This window comes from Variovorax sp. Varisp36 (genome assembly GCF_047304235.1).
In the GTDB taxonomy this organism is placed as follows: Bacteria; Pseudomonadota; Gammaproteobacteria; order Burkholderiales; family Burkholderiaceae_C; genus Variovorax.
In genome coordinates, this window is the sequence record NZ_JBGLYU010000010.1 from 110,818 (window position 1) to 129,382 (window position 18,565).

At 65.9% G+C, this 18,565-nt stretch carries 20 protein-coding genes and 1 pseudogene; 6 read left to right on the forward strand and 15 right to left on the reverse strand.

All coding sequences use genetic code 11. The features are described 5' to 3' along the window. Positions 1 to 19 precede the first annotated feature (19 nt). Complete coding sequence (locus tag ACCD11_RS09035) at positions 20 to 403, forward strand: MarR family winged helix-turn-helix transcriptional regulator (RefSeq protein WP_007831124.1); 384 nt, start codon at positions 20 to 22, stop codon at positions 401 to 403. Between the two features lie 7 nt (positions 404 to 410). Continuing rightward, positions 411 to 1,361 carry a LysR family transcriptional regulator gene (locus ACCD11_RS09040; protein ID WP_007831123.1) on the forward strand — a complete coding sequence of 317 codons (951 nt, stop codon included), beginning with the start codon at positions 411 to 413 and terminating at the stop codon, positions 1,359 to 1,361. Here ACCD11_RS09040 and ACCD11_RS09045 read toward each other — a convergent pair. The 3 genes from ACCD11_RS09045 to ACCD11_RS09055 are packed head-to-tail and all read right to left on the reverse strand — an operon-like array spanning position 1,337 to position 3,534. Next, on the reverse strand, positions 1,337 to 1,651 hold the full coding sequence (locus ACCD11_RS09045; protein WP_413313601.1) for a Dabb family protein: 315 nt from the start codon (positions 1,649 to 1,651) through the stop codon (positions 1,337 to 1,339). The genes ACCD11_RS09040 and ACCD11_RS09045 overlap by 25 nt on opposite strands. A 4-nt stretch (positions 1,652 to 1,655) precedes the next feature. Then, positions 1,656 to 2,525: an intradiol ring-cleavage dioxygenase gene (locus ACCD11_RS09050; protein WP_413313602.1), complete on the reverse strand. Its 870-nt coding sequence runs from the start codon at positions 2,523 to 2,525 to the stop codon at positions 1,656 to 1,658. Between the two features lie 25 nt (positions 2,526 to 2,550). After that, on the reverse strand, positions 2,551 to 3,534 hold the full coding sequence (locus tag ACCD11_RS09055; RefSeq protein ID WP_413313603.1) for an amidohydrolase family protein: 984 nt from the start codon (positions 3,532 to 3,534) through the stop codon (positions 2,551 to 2,553). A 319-nt stretch (positions 3,535 to 3,853) separates the two neighbouring features. Between ACCD11_RS09055 and ACCD11_RS09060 the strand changes: the two genes are divergently transcribed. The 3 genes from ACCD11_RS09060 to ACCD11_RS09070 all read left to right on the forward strand — a co-directional run bounded on the left by ACCD11_RS09060 (position 3,854) and on the right by ACCD11_RS09070 (position 7,241). After that, positions 3,854 to 5,230 (forward strand): MFS transporter, encoded by a 1,377-nt coding sequence (locus tag ACCD11_RS09060; RefSeq protein WP_007831118.1) that lies wholly within the window; start codon positions 3,854 to 3,856, stop codon positions 5,228 to 5,230. Between the two features lie 234 nt (positions 5,231 to 5,464). Further along, the gene (locus tag ACCD11_RS09065) at positions 5,465 to 6,412 is read left to right on the forward strand and encodes a helix-turn-helix domain-containing protein (protein WP_413313604.1); all 948 of its coding nucleotides are present in this window, start codon (positions 5,465 to 5,467) and stop codon (positions 6,410 to 6,412) included. 118 nt (positions 6,413 to 6,530) lie between these two features. Further along, the gene (locus ACCD11_RS09070; RefSeq protein WP_007831116.1) at positions 6,531 to 7,241 is read left to right on the forward strand and encodes a DUF1275 family protein; all 711 of its coding nucleotides are present in this window, start codon (positions 6,531 to 6,533) and stop codon (positions 7,239 to 7,241) included. Here the strand turns inward: ACCD11_RS09070 and ACCD11_RS09075 are convergent. The 10 genes from ACCD11_RS09075 to ACCD11_RS09120 all read right to left on the reverse strand — a co-directional run bounded on the left by ACCD11_RS09075 (position 7,232) and on the right by ACCD11_RS09120 (position 15,557). Beyond that, positions 7,232 to 7,846, reverse strand: coding sequence for an antibiotic biosynthesis monooxygenase (locus ACCD11_RS09075; RefSeq protein WP_413313605.1), 615 nt, complete (start codon positions 7,844 to 7,846; stop codon positions 7,232 to 7,234). The genes ACCD11_RS09070 and ACCD11_RS09075 overlap by 10 nt on opposite strands. Before the next feature lie 14 nt (positions 7,847 to 7,860). Further along, a complete protein-coding gene (locus ACCD11_RS09080; protein ID WP_007831113.1) occupies positions 7,861 to 8,178 on the reverse strand; it encodes a GNAT family N-acetyltransferase in 318 nt (105 codons plus the stop codon). 81 nt (positions 8,179 to 8,259) lie between these two features. Continuing rightward, complete coding sequence (locus tag ACCD11_RS09085; protein ID WP_007831111.1) at positions 8,260 to 9,081, reverse strand: alpha/beta fold hydrolase; 822 nt, start codon at positions 9,079 to 9,081, stop codon at positions 8,260 to 8,262. Between the two features lie 58 nt (positions 9,082 to 9,139). Beyond that, positions 9,140 to 9,688: a Dps family protein gene (locus ACCD11_RS09090; RefSeq protein WP_007831109.1), complete on the reverse strand. Its 549-nt coding sequence runs from the start codon at positions 9,686 to 9,688 to the stop codon at positions 9,140 to 9,142. 45 nt (positions 9,689 to 9,733) lie between these two features. Beyond that, positions 9,734 to 11,335, reverse strand: coding sequence for an MFS transporter (locus ACCD11_RS09095; RefSeq protein ID WP_413313606.1), 1,602 nt, complete (start codon positions 11,333 to 11,335; stop codon positions 9,734 to 9,736). Next, positions 11,328 to 11,735, reverse strand: a complete 408-nt coding sequence (locus ACCD11_RS09100; protein WP_413313607.1) for a DoxX family protein — start codon at positions 11,733 to 11,735, stop codon at positions 11,328 to 11,330. Before ACCD11_RS09100 ends, ACCD11_RS09095 begins: the two co-directional genes overlap by 8 nt. Continuing rightward, positions 11,735 to 13,624, reverse strand: a complete 1,890-nt coding sequence (locus ACCD11_RS09105) for an amidohydrolase (RefSeq protein WP_007831105.1) — start codon at positions 13,622 to 13,624, stop codon at positions 11,735 to 11,737. The genes ACCD11_RS09100 and ACCD11_RS09105 overlap by 1 nt, the downstream gene beginning before the upstream one ends. Positions 13,625 to 13,728: 104 nt before the next feature. Next, positions 13,729 to 14,022: a DUF1427 family protein gene (locus ACCD11_RS09110; RefSeq protein WP_413313613.1), complete on the reverse strand. Its 294-nt coding sequence runs from the start codon at positions 14,020 to 14,022 to the stop codon at positions 13,729 to 13,731. A 20-nt stretch (positions 14,023 to 14,042) separates the two neighbouring features. After that, complete coding sequence (locus ACCD11_RS09115; protein WP_007831100.1) at positions 14,043 to 14,696, reverse strand: hydrolase; 654 nt, start codon at positions 14,694 to 14,696, stop codon at positions 14,043 to 14,045. Positions 14,697 to 14,837: 141 nt separating this feature from the next. Next, on the reverse strand, positions 14,838 to 15,557 hold the full coding sequence (locus ACCD11_RS09120) for a pirin family protein (protein WP_413313608.1): 720 nt from the start codon (positions 15,555 to 15,557) through the stop codon (positions 14,838 to 14,840). A gap of 179 nt (positions 15,558 to 15,736) precedes the next feature. Between ACCD11_RS09120 and ACCD11_RS09125 the strand changes: the two genes are divergently transcribed. Next, positions 15,737 to 16,645 (forward strand): LysR family transcriptional regulator, encoded by a 909-nt coding sequence (locus ACCD11_RS09125; protein ID WP_007831090.1) that lies wholly within the window; start codon positions 15,737 to 15,739, stop codon positions 16,643 to 16,645. 33 nt (positions 16,646 to 16,678) lie between these two features. Here the strand turns inward: ACCD11_RS09125 and ACCD11_RS09130 are convergent, their stop codons facing one another. Beyond that, entirely contained in the window at positions 16,679 to 17,749 is a 1,071-nt protein-coding gene (locus ACCD11_RS09130) for a helix-turn-helix domain-containing protein (RefSeq protein WP_413313609.1), read from the reverse strand. A gap of 487 nt (positions 17,750 to 18,236) precedes the next feature. Continuing rightward, positions 18,237 to 18,565, reverse strand: a pseudogene (locus ACCD11_RS09135) (hypothetical protein); the annotation flags it as partial.

Below are 18,565 nucleotides of genomic sequence, written 5' to 3' on the forward strand. Positions count from 1 at the left end.
TGCGCGCGCAGGAACAAGGATGGGGCAATCGTTCAGCAGGGAGCTCAAGCAGTTCAACCTCTCGCTGACCGAGTGGCGGGTGTGCGTCGCACTGCACCACGCGGCGCATCAGCGGCTGTCCGACCTGGCGCTGCACACCTCGACGGAGCCCTCCACGCTTTCGCGGGTGGTCGACGGGCTGCTGCAGCGCGGCATCCTGGTGCGCGACCGGTCGGACGAAGACGCCCGCGCGCTCGCCCTGAGCCTGACCGACGCGGGGCGCGACCTCGCGCTGCGGATCATTCCGCTGGCGCAGCTCTACGAGCGGGTGTCGTTGTCAGGGCTGAGCTTCGCGCAGGCCGAGTCGCTGAGGGACATGCTTCGCATGGTCTACGACAACCTGGAAGTGCTCGACAACGAGTGATGCCGCGGTGAACATCAACACCATCGACCTGAACCTCTTCCTGGCGTTCCAGGCGATCTACGCCACGCGCAGCGTCACGCTGGCGGGCGAGCGCCTCGGGATGACCCAGTCGGCGATGAGCAATGCCCTGAAGCGCCTGCGCGAGCGCTTCAACGACGCGCTGTTCGTGCGCTCGACCGACGGCATGGTCCCGACGCCGGTCGCCGAGCGGCTCATCACCCCGATCGAGGAGGGCCTCGCCTGCCTGATGCAGGCGGTCGACCAGGGCAGGACCTTCGAGGCGCAGACATCCGGGCGCACGTTTCGAATTGCCGTCAACGACATCGGGCAGCTGGTCATGATGTCGGAGCTGCTCCTGGTCGCGCGCGGCATAGCGCCAGGGGTGCGATTCGAGACCGTCGATGTGCCCATTGCCGAGGCGCGCCAGCGCATGCTCCACGGGCAAATCGACATCGCCCTGGGCAGCTGGGAGCCTATAGGGCCGTCGTTCTACCAGCAGCGGCTGTTCGACGAGACATTCGTCGTGCTCACGTCCAGGGCCTCGCCCCTGGGCGGGCGCGACAGCATTGGTCTCGACGAGTATCTTGCGGCCGAACACATCGCGTACCGCCCCCATGGAACGACCGACTTTCAATTGCAGCAGACACTGGAACGAGCCGGCGCGCTCGATCGGCGGCGCGTGGTGCTGACGGCCGCCCATTCACTGGGCCTGTCTTCGATCGTCGCCTCGTCGGGACTGCTGCTGACGGCACCGGCGCGCCTCGCCCAGGCGATGGTGGCGTCGCGCACTGACCTGCACATCGTCAATGCGCCGTTCGAGGTCGTGCCCTTCGAGATCCGGCAGCAGTGGCACGAGCGATTTCACCAGGACAGCGGCAACCGCTGGCTGCGCGAGCTGATATTCGGCCTGTTCCATGAGCGCTCGCAGCGGCATCAGGGCGCCGGCAAGCAGGCGTAGTCGACCTGATGGCGCTCGGTGCGGATGCTGCCGAGTTCGCGCTTCACGCGAAGGTGCTCGGGATGGGTCGCATAGTCTTCGAGGCTGCGCGCATCGCGAAAGCGCGTGCAGAGCACCACGTCGCAGGCGTAGTCGATGCGGCTCACATCGATTCCGACTTCCAGCTCCAGGAGCCCCGGGATGCGGCCGCGCAGCCCTTCGAATGCATCGCGCACCGCGATGCAGTTCGCGCTTCGTTCCGCGGCCGAGGCTCCGGCGACGCGCCACATGACGATGTGCTTGATTTCCATGCCTTCAATCCCGTGGCGCCTTGTTCAGCACGAAGTCGTGGTCGAGCGTGTAGAAGGGTTCGTCCATGCGCGTTCCGTCCGGCGCGACGCCGGGCTCATGGCGCTTCCAGTCGGCGATGAGCGAGGAGCGCACGCCGAACACGGCATCGGAATCCAGGTACGTGCCGCCCGAGCGGAACACGTGGGTGATGAGCGTCTCGTACCCCGGCGCCTGGATCATGAAGTGCAGGTGGGCAGGACGCCAGGGATGGCGGCCGAGTTGCTCCAGCAGCTGCCCCACGGGGCCGTCGTGGGGGATGGGATACGGCACGGCCAGGATGGACCTGAAATCGAAGCGGCCGTCCTCGCGCGTGCTCAGCTGGCCACGGCCCTGGGCACTGCTCAGTTCGGGGCGCTGGACGTCGTAGAAGCCTTCGTCGTCGGACTGCCAGACGTCGATCCGCGCATCGGCGATGCGCTCGCCCTGGATGCCCCGCACGCTGCCCCGGACGAAGCAGGGCATGCCGTGCGCGCCGTTGGAGATGTCGTCGCCGTTCTGGTACTTCGGTGCGTCGGAGACATAGAAGGGACCGAAGACGGTCGCCTCCGTGCAGCCCGTCGGACGCCGGTTGCACTGCGCGGTAACGAGCGTCGAAAGCCCGAGCACATCCGACAGCAGGATGAACTCCTGGCGCTTGTCATCGGTGATCCTGCCGACGCGCGTGAGGAAGTCGATGCCGCGGGACCATTCGGCTTCGGTGAGCTGCACCTCTCGCGCGAAATCGTGCAGATGGCGCACAAGGCTGTCCATCACCGTCTTCAGGCGCGCGCTGGCTGTTCCGCCCTGCGCCTTCAGCGTTGCGCCGGTGATGGTCCATTCGTCGATGTCGATCATCTGGTCTTCTCGCCGCGCCGGCACCTCAGGATTGCTTCAGCTTGAACAGCGACAGTGCGTTCGTGCGGCCGATCTTCAGCCGGTCGGCTTCGCTGATGCTCGTACCGTCGAACCAGTTCGATGCGTGGTCCACGTTCTCGAAGGGCCAGTCGGTCGAGAACAGGATCCGGTCCGAACCGACTTCCAGCATCGCGTCGATCAGCGTCTGGGTGCGGAAGTTGCCGGACGTCGTGAGATAGAAGTTCTCGTGGAAGTACTCGCAAAGCTTGCGCTTGGCGGGATAGCCTTTGGGCGCCTTGACCCAGGCATTGCGGTGGTCGACCCGCCACATGTTGTATGGGAGGCCTTCGCCGAGATGGCCAAGGATGATCTTCAGGCCGGGATGCCGGTCGAAGAGGCCGCTGGCCATGAGGCGCAGGGCATGGACGGCGGTTTCCTGTGCAAAGGCCCACGTGGGCCCGAGCAGCCACGGGTGGCCTTCGTAGATCTGGGCCCAGCTCGCGAGCGGGTTGCGCGGATGCAGATAGAACGGCGCATCGAGCCGCTCCGCCGCGGCCCAGAAGGACGCGTACTGCGGCGCGTCGTAGTAGACGGCGTTGTCGGCCGTGCCGACCTGCGAGAACCCGTTGACCAGCGCGCCACGGAAACCAAGCACGGTCATGCAGCGCTCGAGCTCCTCGGTCGCCTTGTCGGGGTCCTGCATCGGCAAGGCGGCGAATGCCTGGAAGCGGTCGGGCCGCTTCGCGACCTGCTCCGCCAGGAAATCGTTGGCGCGGACAGAGAGTTCATAGGCCTTGACCGGATCGGGAACCGCCTGCACGGCGGGCGCGTTGAGCGAAAGAATCATCATCTCCATGCCGTTTTCGTCCATCTGGCGCAAGCGCCCTTCATGGATGTCGATGAGACGGCTGCTGAGTTCCTTCCAGTAATCCCCAGGCACGAAGCCGGCCGAGTCCTGCAGCGTCTCGGGAAGCGCAAAGTGTTCCTCGAGGCCGATCTTTCCTTGCATGGCTGTTTCCTTTTTTTGCGGGCGCGGTCCGCAGCTGTTGATTCACGACAGCGCCAACAGCGGCGCTTGCCTTGCGGGTCAATTTACGAAAGCCTCGCTGCAGCGTCGAACGAAATTCGGTGATGGCGCACATCTGGATTTCGCATGAAGGGCAGCTTGTGGGTAGACCCGCCCCAACATTTCCAGGCTTCATAGAGAACATCCTGAAAATGCGTTGGACCTTCGCGCACCCGCAATCCACCATGCGAACGCCGTCAACGTTCGCCCGCCGACAAGGCGCTGACGCACCCCTTTTTCCATCAACTCGGAGACACGAGTCATGCGTCAGATCGACCTTCACAAGCTGGCCGACGAAACCCGCTTCAACCGCTTCCACGGGCTCGTGCTGTTCTGGTGCGCCCTGATCATCGTGTTCGATGGCTACGACCTCTCCGTGGTCGGCATCGCGCTGCCTTCGATCATGGCGAACATGGGCGTCCAGCCCACCAACGCCGGCTTCATGGTCAGTTCGGCACTCTTCGGCATGATGTTCGGCGCCATCTTTCTCGGCACCATCGCCGACAGGATCGGCCGTCGATGGGCCATCGTCATCTGCGTGGGCCTGTTCAGCGTGTTCACCGCGGCAGCCGGGTTCGCCAGGGACCCCGTCACCTTCGGCGTGGTCCGCTTCCTCGCGGGGCTGGGCATCGGCGGGGTCATGCCGAACGTCGTTGCGCAGATGACCGAATACTCGCCGAAGAAGATGCGCGCGACCCTCGTCACGCTGATGTTCAGCGGCTATGCGGTCGGCGGGATCATCGCCGCGCTGCTCGGCAAGGGCCTGATCGAAACCTACGGCTGGCAGTCGGTGTTCTTCGCGGCGGGCATGCCGCTGGTTCTGATCCCCTTCATCCTGAAGTACATGCCGGAATCGATGCCGTTCCTGCTGGCCCGGGGACGAACCGAAGAGCTGAAGAAGATCGCCTCCAGGCTCGACCCGGGCTACAAGCCGCTGGCAACCGACCGCTTCGTCGTGCCGCCCGCCGACCGGGCTGCCGGCGCACCGATCAGGCATCTCTTCCAGGAGGGCCGCGGCTTCAGCACCGTCATGTTCTGGCTCGCATTCTTCATGTGCCTTTTCATGGTGTTCGCGCTGAGTTCATGGCTGACGAAACTCATGGCCGGTGCGGGCTACAGCCTCGGTTCGGCATTGACGTTCGTGCTGGTGCTCAACGCGGGCGCGATGGTCGGTGCAATCGGCGGCGGCTGGCTCGCGGACCGCTTCCACATCAAGTACGTGCTGGCAGGCATGTATGCGCTGGCCGCGATTTCGCTCACGCTGCTTGGCTACAAGATGCCGACGCCGGTGCTGTTCGTCCTCATCGGCCTGGCCGGTGCGTCGACCATCGGCACGCAGATCGTGGCCAACGCATACACCGGCCAGTTCTATCCGATGGCAGTGCGCGCCACGGGTCTCGGGTGGGCACTGGGAATCGGGCGCAGCGGCGCGATCCTGGCTCCCATCCTGATCGGCGTGCTCGTGGGCATGAACCTGCCGCTGCAGCAGAACTTCATGGCGATCGCGATTCCGGCCGTGATCGGCATGGTTGCGGTTCTTCTGATCAATCACGGCCGGTCTGCGTCTGCGCAGATGGTCGATGCCGGCCGGCCGCGAACCGAGCCGGGGAACGACGGCAAGCAATTGGCCGGCTCGTGAGCGACAAGGCGATCTGCTCCTGCACCTCTTCCGGGCGGCCTGACAAGGCCGCTTTTTTCATCGTACGGTCATTGTCCAAAAACGGGTGCCGCCGCTGCACTACCTGAAAATTCGCGTTCTCGCTCGATTCCGAACGAAACTTCACCAGGAAAGTGTGCAAAATTCCCATCTGTGATCGGCCGCAGCGTCGCCGATCGGATACTCGGCTAATTCAATCTCCGCTCTCTTCCATCCATGCGCGCTGAAAGCGGTCTCCTCGAGGCACGAAGTGGCCTCCCCCAGCCGGCGGCAGGGCCCACGCCAAAAGACATGCTGGGATGCACGGTCGGTCATCTCCAGAAAGACCAGGCACTGTCGGCCAACGGCTTGCGGATCTACCGCAAGACCGTGAACGCCAATGAGCTCCACTACGTGGAAACAGCCGCAAGCGCGCGCGGAGTGCTGCTCGGCATCTCGTTGCGCGACGGCCACCGCAGGCGAATCCTCCATGAGCACCATGCGTCGTGCCATGACTTCGGCAAGGGCTCGATCTATGTCCGTGATTTTTGCGACCGCTACCGCGCGGACATGCAAAGCGGCTTCGACTTCGTGCTGCTCGAGATCTCGCATCCGGCCCTGGAACGCGCCATCGACGAAAAGCAGGGGCCTCGCGTCGGCGGCCTCGTCGAGGTTGCGGGCGCCAGGGACGACGTGCTCGCCCACCTCGCGAGCGCGCTGACCCCTGCGCTGGAACGCCCTGCCGAGGTCAGCCAGCTGTTCATCGACCAGATCGGCGTCGCGATGACGAGCTACCTGGTCGACAACTACGGCCGCGGAGCCACGGCAACCGGGCCCCGGACGAACCGGCTGCTTTCGCGTTCGCACGAGGCGCGGGTCAAGGAGATGCTGCGCAGCAAGATGAATGGCGGCATCTCGATTGCCGAGATCGCCGACGCCTGCAACCTGTCGCGCAGCTATTTCATCCACGCCTTCCGCGAGACCACCGGACAGACGCCGCACCAATGGCTGATCGCGCAGCGGATCGAACGTGCGCAAGCGCTGCTGATGGACTTCGAACGACCGCTGGTGGAGATTGCGACGGCCTGCGGCTTTGCGGACCAGAGCCACTTCACACGCGTCTTTTCCCAGTACACCGGCAAGCCGCCAGGCGCCTGGCGCAGAGAGATCCGAATCGGCATGTGAAAGGATCCGAATGCGGACGCCGATACGGAATGCGTCCGAATATGCAAAGCCGCGTCCAACCCTGCAAGACGGCGCGCGCCGCCGCGCGCACCATGGGATCCCCATCGAAGGAACCACCATGAAACCCTCCCTGCCGCAGCTCATGAGCCTCAACGGCGGCTTCGTCGACACCGCCGGCTTCCTGGCGCTGCATGGCCTGTTCACCGCGCACGTCACCGGCAACTTCGTCACCATCGGCGCGGCGCTGGTGCATGGCACCTCGGGCACGATCACCAAGCTGCTTGCGCTGCCGGTGTTCTGCATCGTGGTCGTGCTCGCACGGTTGTTGAGCTATGGCCTTCCCGGCTTCGGCCTGCCGGTGCTGCGCACGATGCTGGTGCTCAAAGCCGCGCTGCTGCTGGCGGGCGCCATCCTGGCCATCCGCTTCGGCCCCTTCGCCGATGGCGACAGCGCAAGCGCGATGCTCACGGGCCTGGTGCTGGTGTCGGCCATGGCGATCCAGAACGCGGTGCACCGCATCCACCTGGGCAGCGCACCGCCGACCACGCTGATGACCGGCACGACGACGCAGGTCATGGTCGATCTCGCCGACCTGATGCGCGGCAAGCAGGCGCCCGAAGAAGCGGCCGCCGCCCGCGCGCGCATGCGGCGCATGTCGGCCGCGGTGGTCTGGTTCGCCGCCGGCTGCGCGGCGGCGGCGCTCATCTACCTGCAGTGGAACGTATGGTGCTTTGCCGTGCCGCCGGTGCTGGCAGCCTGCGCCGTGATGCTCCAGCGCAGTACGCACGAAGGCGATCCTGCGCCGGCGTCAGCTGCGCCTCACCTGTAGAGCCAGCGCGCCATCAGGCGCGTGTACCTCGGCATGACGAGGTACACCATCAGCCCGACGATGGTCGCCGCGGCCAACAAGTGCGCCAGCCAGTAGCCGGACAGCACGGGCACCGAGGCCAGCAGACGGTGCAGCACCGCCGGCACCAGCATGGTCAGCGGATAGATCACCGACAGCGTCAACAGGAACTGCTTGTAGCGCTTGGCCGGCGGCTGCCCTGCGGGCGGATGGAACCAGAACTCGAGCCCGCTGCGCGTTTCCACCTTCTCGTCGGCGTCGAGGAACGGCGCCACCTCTTCCACCAGCTGGCGGCGCGCGACGGAGGCAAACCAGTCCTGCGCATGCGCGAGCGAATCGAAGCGGATGGCGATGGTGTACTGCAGGCCGCCGCCGGCCGGGTGGATGATGTTGACGCCGCGGTGCCCGGGAAAGCGCGAGGCGATGGGCACCACCTTCTTCAGCCATTGCTCGTAGGCGGCCACGGACTCGCGCTTCACCGTCTGCTGGATGACGGCGGTGACGGTTTCGGCACCCGGCAGCACGCGCCCGGCAATCTCGTCCAGCGTGGCGGTGCGCAACCCGGGTTGGCGGTCGTCGGCGGTCATGCGCGGTGCCTTTCTCAGAGGCCGAGCAGCTTGCGGCCTTCGTCGGCCAGCAGGTCGTGCGTCTCGGGGTGAGACCGCATGTAGGCGTTGAACACGGGGCACTGCGGCACCACGCGCAGCCCGCGCTCACGCGCCGAAGCGAGGCCGGCCAGCACCAGCTGCTTCGCGATGCCCTGGCCTTGCAGGGCTTCGGGCACCAGCGTGTGGATGAAGGTGATGACGTTGCCTTCGAGCGAATAGATTGCGACGGCACGCTCACCCTGAGCCGCGTATTCGAAGCGGTGCTTTGCGGGGTTGTCGCGGACCTGGATGGAAGAAGGAGAAGTGGTCATGAGAAATTCTTGATGTGCCGGGCGCGCATGAAGCACCGTCCGGCAGGTCGCTACAGGCGCCCTGCCGGGGCGGCGGCAGCATCAGCCCTTGATGAAAGCCAGCAGGTCGGCATTCACCTGGTCGGCGTGCGTGTTGCAGGTGGCATGCGGCGCGCCGGCGTACGCCTTGAACTGGCTGCCCTTGATCATCTCGGCCGCCAGCTTGCCCGTGGCCTCGATGGGCACGACCTGGTCGTCGTCGCCGTGGATCACGAGCGTGGGCACGTCGATCTTCGCCATGTCGGGGCGGAAATCGGTTTCGGAGAAGGCCGTCACGCAGTCGATGGTGGCCTTGATGGAGGCCTGCAGCGCGATCTGCAGCGTCTGCTTGAACACGCCCTGGGACACCTTGGCGCCCGGGCGGTTGGTGCCGTAGAACAGCGTGCTGAAGTCGTCCAGGAACTGCGGCCGATCGGCAGCCAGGCCGGCGCGGATGCTGGCGAACAGCGACGCATCGGGCCCGCCGGGATGGTCGGCCGTCTTCATGAACAGCGGCGTCACGGCGCTGATGAGCGCGAGCTTGGCGACGCGTGAGCTGCCCTTGCGCGCGATGTAGCGCGTGACGTCGCCGCCGCCCATGGAAAAGCCCGCGAGGATCACGTCCTTCAGGTCGAGTTTCTCGATCAGCTCGGCGATGTCGTCGGCGAAGGTGTCGTAGTCGTAGCCGGTCCAGGGCTGGCTCGAACGGCCGAAGCCGCGGCGGTCGAACGCGATCGTGCGGTAGCCGCGCTCCGCGAAGAACAGCATCTGCGCGTCCCACATGTCGGCGCTCAGCGGCCAGCCGTGGCTGAACAGGATGGGCTGGCCCGAGCCCCAGTCCTTGTAGTAGAGCTCGGTGCCGTCGCGCAGGGTGAGTGTGGTCATGGTCTTCCTTTTCGGAATGGTGTGAAGGGGGAAAAAAGATGCAGGAAGGCGGGTGCGCTCAGCCTTGGCGTACGGACTCGAACAGGAACCACGTGCGCTGCTCGGCCTCGTCGATCCAGTTCTCCAGCACGCTGGCCGTGGCCACGTCGCCGTACTCGTCGCACACTGCGTGCGTGCCGCGCATGAAGCCGGCCAGGCGCTGGTTGTCCTCGCGCAGCTCGGCCAGCATGCCGATGGGGGTCACGAAGTCGGCGTCGTTGTCCGACAGGCGCTGCAGCCGCGCGGCGTGGCCGGTGGAGCGCAGCGTGGTGCCGCCCACCTTGCGCACGCGCTCGGCAATGGGGTCGACCGTGGCGAAGATCTGGTCGGCCTGCTCGTCCAGCAGCAGGTGGTAGTCGCGGAACGAGGGGCCCGACATGTGCCAGTGGAAGTTCTTCGTCTTGAAGTACAGCGCGAACACGTCGGCCAGCAGCACATTGAGCGCCGCGGAAATGTCGCGCGTGGCGTCGGCGCCCAGGTCGCTCGGGGTGTGCAGCGACGCGACGCGGCGCGCCTTGGTGCTGCTGGCCAGGGCCTTGGCGGCCTTGGTGGATTTTGAAGTAGCCATGTTTTTCCTTGGTACGCCCGGGTTGTCGGCGAAATTCATCTGTCGTCAGAGAGAAAGAAAGTGATGCACCGCGGGCTTGTCCGGCCCGATGTGAAAGCGCACGGCCTCGCTCTGCAAGTCGGCGTCGGCGTGCGAAACGCGGTGGTGCTGGCGCAGGTGCTCGGCCCACGATTCGACGAGGAACCACTCCATCACGCGCTCGGTGTCACCGGTGTGCTCGGTGATGCCCCATGCGTACGCCCCATCGCGGCGGCGCTCCAGCGAGAGGCGCTTCATCGCGTCGAGGAAGGCCGGGCGGTCTTCCTTGCGGATGCGGTACTCGACCTGGATCATCACCGGGCCACGGTCGTGCGCAATGGGCTCGGCCACCAGCGGTTCGGGCCAATGGTTGGAAGCCTGCAGGTCCGACTCGCCCGTGGGCAGCCGCGCACGGTGGAACAGCACGGCCACGATCACCAGGCCGATGGCGCCGGCCACCAGCGTGTAGGGCACGCCAATTTCCTGTGCAACCAGGCCCCAGCCGAGGCTGCCGGCCGCCATGGCGCCGTTGAACACGGTGAGGTACACCGCCAGCCCGCGGCCGCGCACCCAGTTCGGCAGGATGGCCTGCGCCACGCCGTTGAGCGTGGTCAGCGCAATGATCCAGCCCAGGCCCAGCAGCAACAGCAGCACGATGGCCAGCCACTTCGGCGGTGCGAACACGAGCGCGCCCATCACGGCGGCGGTAATCACCGAGGCCAGCAGCACGAGGCCGTCGGCATCGAGCCGCTGGCGCAGCCGCGGCATGACCAGCGCACCGGCAATGGCGCCCGCGCCAACGGCGCCCAGCAGCACGCCGTAGAAGCCGGCGGTGCCGCCCAGCATCTGGCGTGCCACCAGCGGCAGCAATGCCCACACCGAACTTGCGAACAGGAAGAACACGGCCGCGCGCAACAGCACGCGGTGCAGTTCCTTGCTGGCGCGCGTGTAGCGCAGGCCGGCACGGAAGGCGCCGAGGAAGTTCTCCGACAGGCCGCTGTCGACCGCGGCCGGGCGCTTCCACCAGATCAGCGCGGCAATGACGAACACGTAGCTCAGCACGTCGGCGCCGTAGGTCAGGGCCGCACCGAAGCTCGCGAGGATCAGGCCGCCCGCCGCAGGGCCGATGGAACGCGCGATGTTGATGCCCAGCGAGTTCAGCGCCACCGCGCCCTTCAGGTCGGATCTGGGCACCAGCTCCGGCACGATCGACTGCCAGGTCGGCCCCATCAGCGCCGCGCCGACGCCGCCGACGAAGGTCAGCGCAATCAGGTACTCGACGGTGAGCGCGCCTGTGTGCGACAGCACCAGCAACGTACTGCTCACGCTGGCCAGCACCAGCTGCACGAAGATCAGGAAGCGCCGGCGATCGAGGATGTCCGACAGCACGCCCGCCGGAATGGCCAGCAGGAAGATCGGCAGCGTGGCCGCGGTCTGGATCAGCGCCACGGCCGTCGGGCTGGCCGACAGGTCGGTCACCAGCCATGAACTCGCCACGTCGCGCATGAAGCTGCCGATGTTGCCGAGCACGGTGGCGGTCCACAGCACGGCGAAGACGGGCTGGCGCAGCGGCGCGAAGCTGCCACCGCCGCCACCGGCTGGCTGCGCGGCTTTGACGGCCTCAGTCATTCTTGCGTCCCTGCAGGTCGTGCCACGCCACCAGCAGGAAGCCGCCAACCAGTCCAAGGTGTTCGAAGAACGAGTTGGCGGCCATGAAGCGTTCCTGGCCCACCGGCATCTGCCAGAAGCGCAGCGCCACGAAGGTGGCGAACAGTGTGAACGCAGCCAGCACCACGGCACCCAGCCAACGATAGAAGCCCGTGAGGATGAGCACCGAGGCGCCCAGCTCCAGCACGATGACGGCGGCCGCCATCGGTGCCGCGGGTGACACGCCGAAGTGGTTCATCTCGGCGATGGCCGAGCCGAAGTCCATCGCCTTGTTGAAACCACCCTGCAGGTAGGCCGCGCACAGCAGCAGCAGCGCGATCCAGCGCAGCACGGGTGAAGGTTGCCAGTGCATCGTCTTCATCACACCGCCCAGCAGGCGCAGCCCAGCGCGCCCCAGAAACTCTTCAGATCGGCAATGGGCAGCTTGCTGCTCCAGGCCGTGGCGTGCTGGTGGCCGTGCACGTTGCAGTCGTTGGCGCAGGCGCAATCCGCCGCCATGCGACGGATCGTCTGCTGCAAGGGGCGCCCTTCCTTGTCGCCCCAGCCCGCGTAGCCGCCGAAGGTGCGCGCGGGCGACCAGTCGGGCATGGCCGGCGGCGGCGTGCCTTCGTCCAGCGGCGCGAACGGACCGGCGCCGTAGACCACCTTGCCGCCCACCATGGTGAGCAGCGCGGTGGTGCCGGCGATGTCCGATTCGGCGCAGGCGAAGAAGTCGCGGTCGGGCACCATCAGGTCGGCCAGCTGGCCGGCCTCGATGCGGCCCTTCTTGCCGACCTCGTTGGAGAACCAGGTGACCTTCTCGGTCCACATGCGCAGCGCCGTCTCGCGGTCGATGCAGTTGCGCTGCGGCGTGAGCTGCATGCCGCCCACGGTCTTGCCGGTGACGAGCCACGACAGCGACACCCACGGGTTGTACGACGCGACGCGCGTGGCGTCGGTGCCGGCGGACACGTTCACGCCCTTCTCGAGCATGCGCTTCACGGGCGGCGTGGCCTCGGCCGCGCCGGCACCGTAGCGCTCGACGAAGTACTCGCCCTGGTAGGCCATGCGGTGCTGCACGGCAATGCCGCCGCCGAGCGCCGCGATGCGGTCGATCGACTTCTCGGAGATGGTTTCGCAGTGATCGAAGAACCAGTTCAGGCCGGCCAGCGGCGTGTCGCGGTTGACCTTCTCGAACACGTCGAGCGCGCGGTCGATGGTTTCGTCGTAGGTGGCGTGCAGGCGCCAGGGCCAGCGGTTCTGCGCGAGCACGCGCACCACTTCTTCCAGCTCGCCTTCCATCTCAGGCGCCATGTCGGGGCGCGGCTGGCGGAAGTCCTCGAAGTCGGCGGCCGAGAACACCAGCATTTCGCCCGCGCCGTTGTGGCGGAAGTAGTCGTCGCCCTGCTTGTATTTGGAGGTGGCGGTCCAGTTCAGGAAGTCCTGCTTCTCCTGCTTGGGCTTCTGCGTGAACAGGTTGTAGGCCAGGCGGATGGTGAGCTGGCCGGCATCGGCCAGCTGCTGGATCACCTGGTAGTCCTCGGGGTAGTTCTGGAAGCCGCCGCCCGCGTCGATGGCGCCGGTCACGCCCAGGCGGTTGAGCTCGCGCATGAAGTGGCGCGTGGAGTTCACCTGGTAGTCGAACGGCAGCTTCGGGCCCTTGGCCAGCGTGGCATACAGGATGGACGCGTTGGGCTTGGCCAGCAGCAGGCCGGTCGGGTTGCCGGCGCTGTCGCGCACGATCTCGCCGCCGGGCGGTGCGGGTGTGTCCTTGGTGTAGCCCACGGCGCGCATGGCGGCGCCGTTGAGCAGCGCGCGGTCGTACAGGTGCAGGATGAACACCGGCGTGTCGGGCGCCACGGCGTTCAGTTCCTCGATGGTCGGCAGGCGCTTCTCGGCGAACTGGTGCTCGGTGAAGCCGCCCACCACGCGCACCCACTGGGGCGCCGGCGTGATGGCGACCTGGCGCTTGAGCATGCCCATGGCATCGGCCAGGCTGCGCACGCCGTCCCAGCGCAGTTCGAGGTTGTAGTTGAGCCCGCCACGAATGATGTGCAGGTGGTTGTCGATCAACCCCGGCAGCACGCGCTTGCCCTGCAGGTCGACCACGCGGGTGCCGGTGCCGGCCAGCGGCAGCACGTCTTCGCTGCGACCGACCCGCAGGAAGCGGCCGTCCTTGATGGCCACGGCGCTGGCCTCGGGGTTGGCGCGGTCCAGCGTGGTGAAGCGGCCGTTATGCAGGATCAGATCGGGGGCGGAGGAACTGGCCATGTCAGACTTCCTTTGGGCATGAGAGGGGGTCATTGCCGAGCCGGCAATGGCGGCACCGAGTGTGCCCAGGCATAGGCGGCGGCGTTGTTCGTCGAACAGATCGCTCATGACTCTTTGTGTGTGGTCGATACGGCGGCGGCTGCGGCAGCGGGCTCGGCCTTCGCGCGCTGCGGCAACTCGCCGAACACATGCGGCGCGACCTGGTGCTGCAGCCACGAGGTGGCCACGGTATCGGGCTTGATCACGCTCTTGATGAGCGGCGGGATCTGCTCGCCGAGCAGGATCCCGAGAAGCCCCACCAGGGCGATGACCGGCGGGGCCGGCGAGCGCACCTGGAACAGTGCGTAGATCACGCCGACCAGCAGGCCGAGCGCAAGCGACAGGACATAGGGCTTCATCTTCGTGCTCACCGCGGGATTCAGCCTTCGTGCGCGCCGAACATGGTCTTGGCGTAGGTCACGCCCAGGCCGTAGGCGCCGCCGAACTTCTTGGCGATGCCGGTGGTCAGCTCGTAGGTGTCGGTGCGAGCCCAGTCGCGTTGCAGCTCGAGCAGGTATTGCAGCGAGGTCATAGGCTGCGCGCCGGCCTGCACCATGCGGTCCATCGCGCGGTTGTGCGCCTCGGCGGACACGTCGCCGCAGGCGTCGGCGATCACGTACACCTCGAAGCCCTGGTCCAGCGCCGACAGCGCCGGGCCGACGATGCACACGCCGGTCCACAGGCCGGACAGCACGATGCGCTTCTTGCCGATCTCGTTGATGCGGTCGATCACGGCGGCATCTTCCCAGGTGTTCATCGAGGTACGGTCGAGCATCTTCTGGCCCGGGAAGGCGTCGGTGATCTCGCTGAACATCGGGCCCGAAAAACTCTTCTCGGCCACCGTCGTGAGGATGGTCGACACACCGAAGCCTGCGGCCGCGTTGGCCACCAGCGCAGCGTTGTTGCGCAAATTGACCGCGTCGATCGAGTGCGTGGCGAAGGCCATCTGCGACTGGAAGTCGATCATGACGAGCGTGTGGTCCTTGGGGGTGAGCAGCTTGGCGCCGGCGGTGGGGGTGGCTTTGATGGACATGAAATAACTCCGTGAATGGGATGGGATGAGAGATCGGCGAGAGAAAAAACTGGGGTTAACCCGTGAAGCAATCCTCGTTGGGAGCGAGGGTGCGTGTCTTGTCGATTAATGAGGCGGTTTGGACATTTGCCGTCGCGTGGCTCAGAACGCAGGCAGCTCGTTGGGGCGAAGGTCGAACACCAGCACTTCGGCGCCCTCACCCTGGGCCAGGTCGAGCTGGCGCACGTCGCGCAGCCGCACACCGTCGCCCTCGTTCAGGCGCTGGCCGTTGAGCGCCACGCTGCCGCGAGCCACATGGACATAGGCGTAACGGTCGGCATCGAGCGTGAGCGAGGCCTGCTCGGCGCCGTCGAACAGCCCTGCGTAGACGCGGGCGTCCTGGTGCACCGCGAGCGAGCCGTCGGTGCCTTCGGGCGAAATGATCAGGCGCAGGCGGCCGCGCTTTTCTTCCGGTGCGAAGTGCACCTGCTGGTAGCGCGGCGGCACGCCCTTCTTGGCCGGCACGATCCAGATCTGCAGGAAATGCAGCGCCTCGGTGGACGACGAATTGAACTCGCTGTGGCGCACGCCGGTGCCGGCGCTCATCATCTGCACGTCGCCGGGGCGGATGACCGAGCCGGTGCCCATCGAGTCCTTGTGCTCGAGCGCGCCGTCGAGCACGTACGAGAAGATCTCCATGTCGCGGTGCGGATGGGTGCCGAAGCCGCGGCCAGGGGTCACGCGGTCGTCGTTGATCACCAGCAGGTCGGAGAAGCCTTCCTGCTTCGGGTCGTGGTAATGGCCGAACGAGAAGGTGTGGCGGGACTTCAGCCATCCGAAGTCTGCGATTCCGCGGTCGGCGGCACTGCGAATTTCCAACATGGTTCATTCCTTTGCGGTTCTTGAATTCGATTGAATTCATAATTGGCATCGGAGGAGTTTCCGAGGCATGGGATGAATCATCGACCTTCAAGAAGGTCTTGTTGACGAACGTTTTTGCCATCTATCATCGAATTTTTCGATCATTGATCCGGGCGCCATTTTTTTGAAGGAAACGCCGCATGCTCAAGCTCAGCCTGGAAGCCATCGAGGTGGTCGATGCGATCGACCGCCACGGCTCCTTCGCCGCCGCCGCCACGCGCCTGAACAAGGTGCCTTCCACCATCTCGTACGCCGTGGGCAAGCTGGAGGAGCAACTGGGCATGCAGCTGTTCGAGCGCAACGGGCCGCGCATCGCGCTCACGGACGCGGGCCGCGAGATGCTCAAGGAGGGGCGCTGGCTGCTCGGCGCGGCGAGCGACCTCGAATCGCGCATGCGCCAGATCGCCACCGGCTTCGAGTCAGAGCTGCGGCTCGTGCACGACTCGCTCATTCCCACGCAGTCGCTCATCGACGACGTCCGCGCCTTCGAAGAGCTGCGCTGCGGCACGCGGCTGCGCATCGGCTGCGAGGCGCTCACCGGCAGTTGGGAGGCGCTGCGCGAGGGCCGCGCCGACGTGGTCATTGCCGCAGGCGAAGGTCCGGCGGGCGGTGGCTACCAGGCCGTGATGGTGGGCAGTCTCGATTTCGCTTTCTGCGTCGCCCCTACGCATGCGCTGGCGCGTGTGATGCGCCCGGTGCGGCGAGGCGACCTGCTGGAGCACAACGCCATCGTGGTGAGCGACAGCGCGCGTACCTTGTCGGACCGCACCGTGGGCCTGCTGGCGGGCCAGCCGCGCATCGCGGTGCCGTCGATGACCGCGAAGGTCGCGTGCCAGGTGGCCGGGCTCGGCCACGGCTTCCTGCCGCGCGCCTGCGTCGAGGGCGAGTTGGCGCGCGGCACGCTGATTGAATTGCAGACCGAGGAGCCGCGCGCGCCGGAGGCGTTCTGGCTGGGGTGGAAGACGGGTGCCACGGGGCAGGCGCTGCAGTGGTGGGTGAAGCAGCTGAATCGGCCGTTGGTGCCGGCCTTGTTGCCACGCTCGGCGTGATGCCCTGAGCCGCAGCCGGAAGCGGCGCGCGGATCAGCCGGCGTTCAGGCGACGCCAGCGCGCCGGCGGAGTCCCGATGTGCGCGGAGAACACACGCGTCAGATGGCTCTGATCGGCAAAGCCGCAGGTCGCGGCGATCTCCGCGATTGGAAGATCGGGCTGGCGCAGCAGGCCGCGCGCGGCATCGACGCGCTGCGCCACCAGCCACGCGTGCGGGGCCTGGCCGAAAGTCTGCTTGAAGGCCTTGCTGAAATGGCTGCGCGACAGCCCGCACTCGCGCGCCACCTCGGCGAGTGATACATCACTGGCCAGGTGCGCCATCAGGAAGGCCTTGGCACGGCGCTCCTGCCAGGGCGCCAGGCCTCGTGAGTCGGCATGGGCCACGCCCGCCGCGCCACCGTAGGCATGCAGCACATGGGCCTTCAATGCCAGCGCGAGGTGATCGACGAACAAGGTGCTCGCCTCTCCGGGCTGCATCAATGCCGGCAGCATCGCGCGGCCGAGGCTCGCCACCACGGTGTCGACCGTGCCCGCGTCGCAACGCAGTGCACGCACGCGGGGTACGTCCATTTCCTCGGCGAAGGAGTCGATGGTTTCGCGCGGCACGTGGAACAGCATCGAATGGAACGGGCTGCACACATAGGCAGAGTTGCATTCCGACAGGTCGGTGATGTGAAAAGCGCCTTCCCGCTGCGGGCCGAGCCGCAGCACGGTGCCGCCGCTGCGAATCCGCCGGGAGCCGCCCGACGAGATTTCCACGCTGAGCACGAAAGCGTCTTCGGCCGGCAAGGGCGGCAGGACGAAAAGATGCGGGAGATCGTAGTGAAGGCGCGCAATGCCGAGCTCCGACCCCCAGCGCGACGTAGCGACGAGCGACGGGACGACATCGACGCCGTACTGCTTCGCCAGGTGTTGGCCGAATCGGTTGTTGGGGCAGTGTGCGGTCGGCATGTAAGCGAAGTGCTGTGGCGCTGTCCGGGCACATCTTAGTTCGGCAGGCACACCCCGCTCCGGGTCACCGACGATCCGTTGTTCGACCGACTGCAGTGAGTTGGTTTGTCCCGGATTCACCTGGACAACAAAAAAGCCCTGACGTGTTGTCACGTGAGGGCTTTTGGGCATTCCCCGGACTTCCGAGGATGAAAAGATGGTGGCTGGGGCGGAATCGAAAAATCGTTCGCAACCTGCGCCAGTACTTGCTTTCAATCTCTGTTCCGGCTCTATGGGTACAACTTCGGGTACACCAGACCATCTGAGACCTGCGCAATGCAAATTGCAGGTAGTGCACTTGGCTGGTCTTGAAGGATTATTGCGCGATTCGGCAGCGAGAGTGCCAGCCTCATTCGCATTTTTTCGATAGCGGCGTCCGCTTTGCGGCGGAAGCGAACTTAGCGGGATGTTCCGTGGGCGCGGCAGTCGATGAAGAGCGGTCATCGCGCGGGGCGCGAGGAAGTGACCGAGATCTTAGGCGAAAGCGCCTACTCGACTCGCTTACGCAAATTGATCGGCTTGACTTCAGCAGAGGTCATACTAACTGCAAAACGAGGTTCACGTGCTATCAGCAGCCGGCACGCTGGAAACAGCGCGACTTCTAGCGTTTGAGTCCGGCCGGCGGTGTCTTGCCAATGCGCTGAACAACTGTCTTCAGGACAGGTATCCCTTCGTTCGCCGCTTCCAGCTTTGGTCCAAAGTCATCGATGCGAACATCAAAGACCGAAAAGGCGATCTGATCCGAACCGTGCGAATGGGCAATCAGTCTTCGATGTTCGGAGTCAAACGGCGCTTGCGCCGTGGAGCCGCCGAACTCGCCTATGTTTGCTATGAGGACGTGCTGATACATGTGTGTTGATTTCCATCCAGAAGTGACCCACTTGGCCGTGTGATTTCCATCTAAATCTGACCCACGTGATAACCCTAACC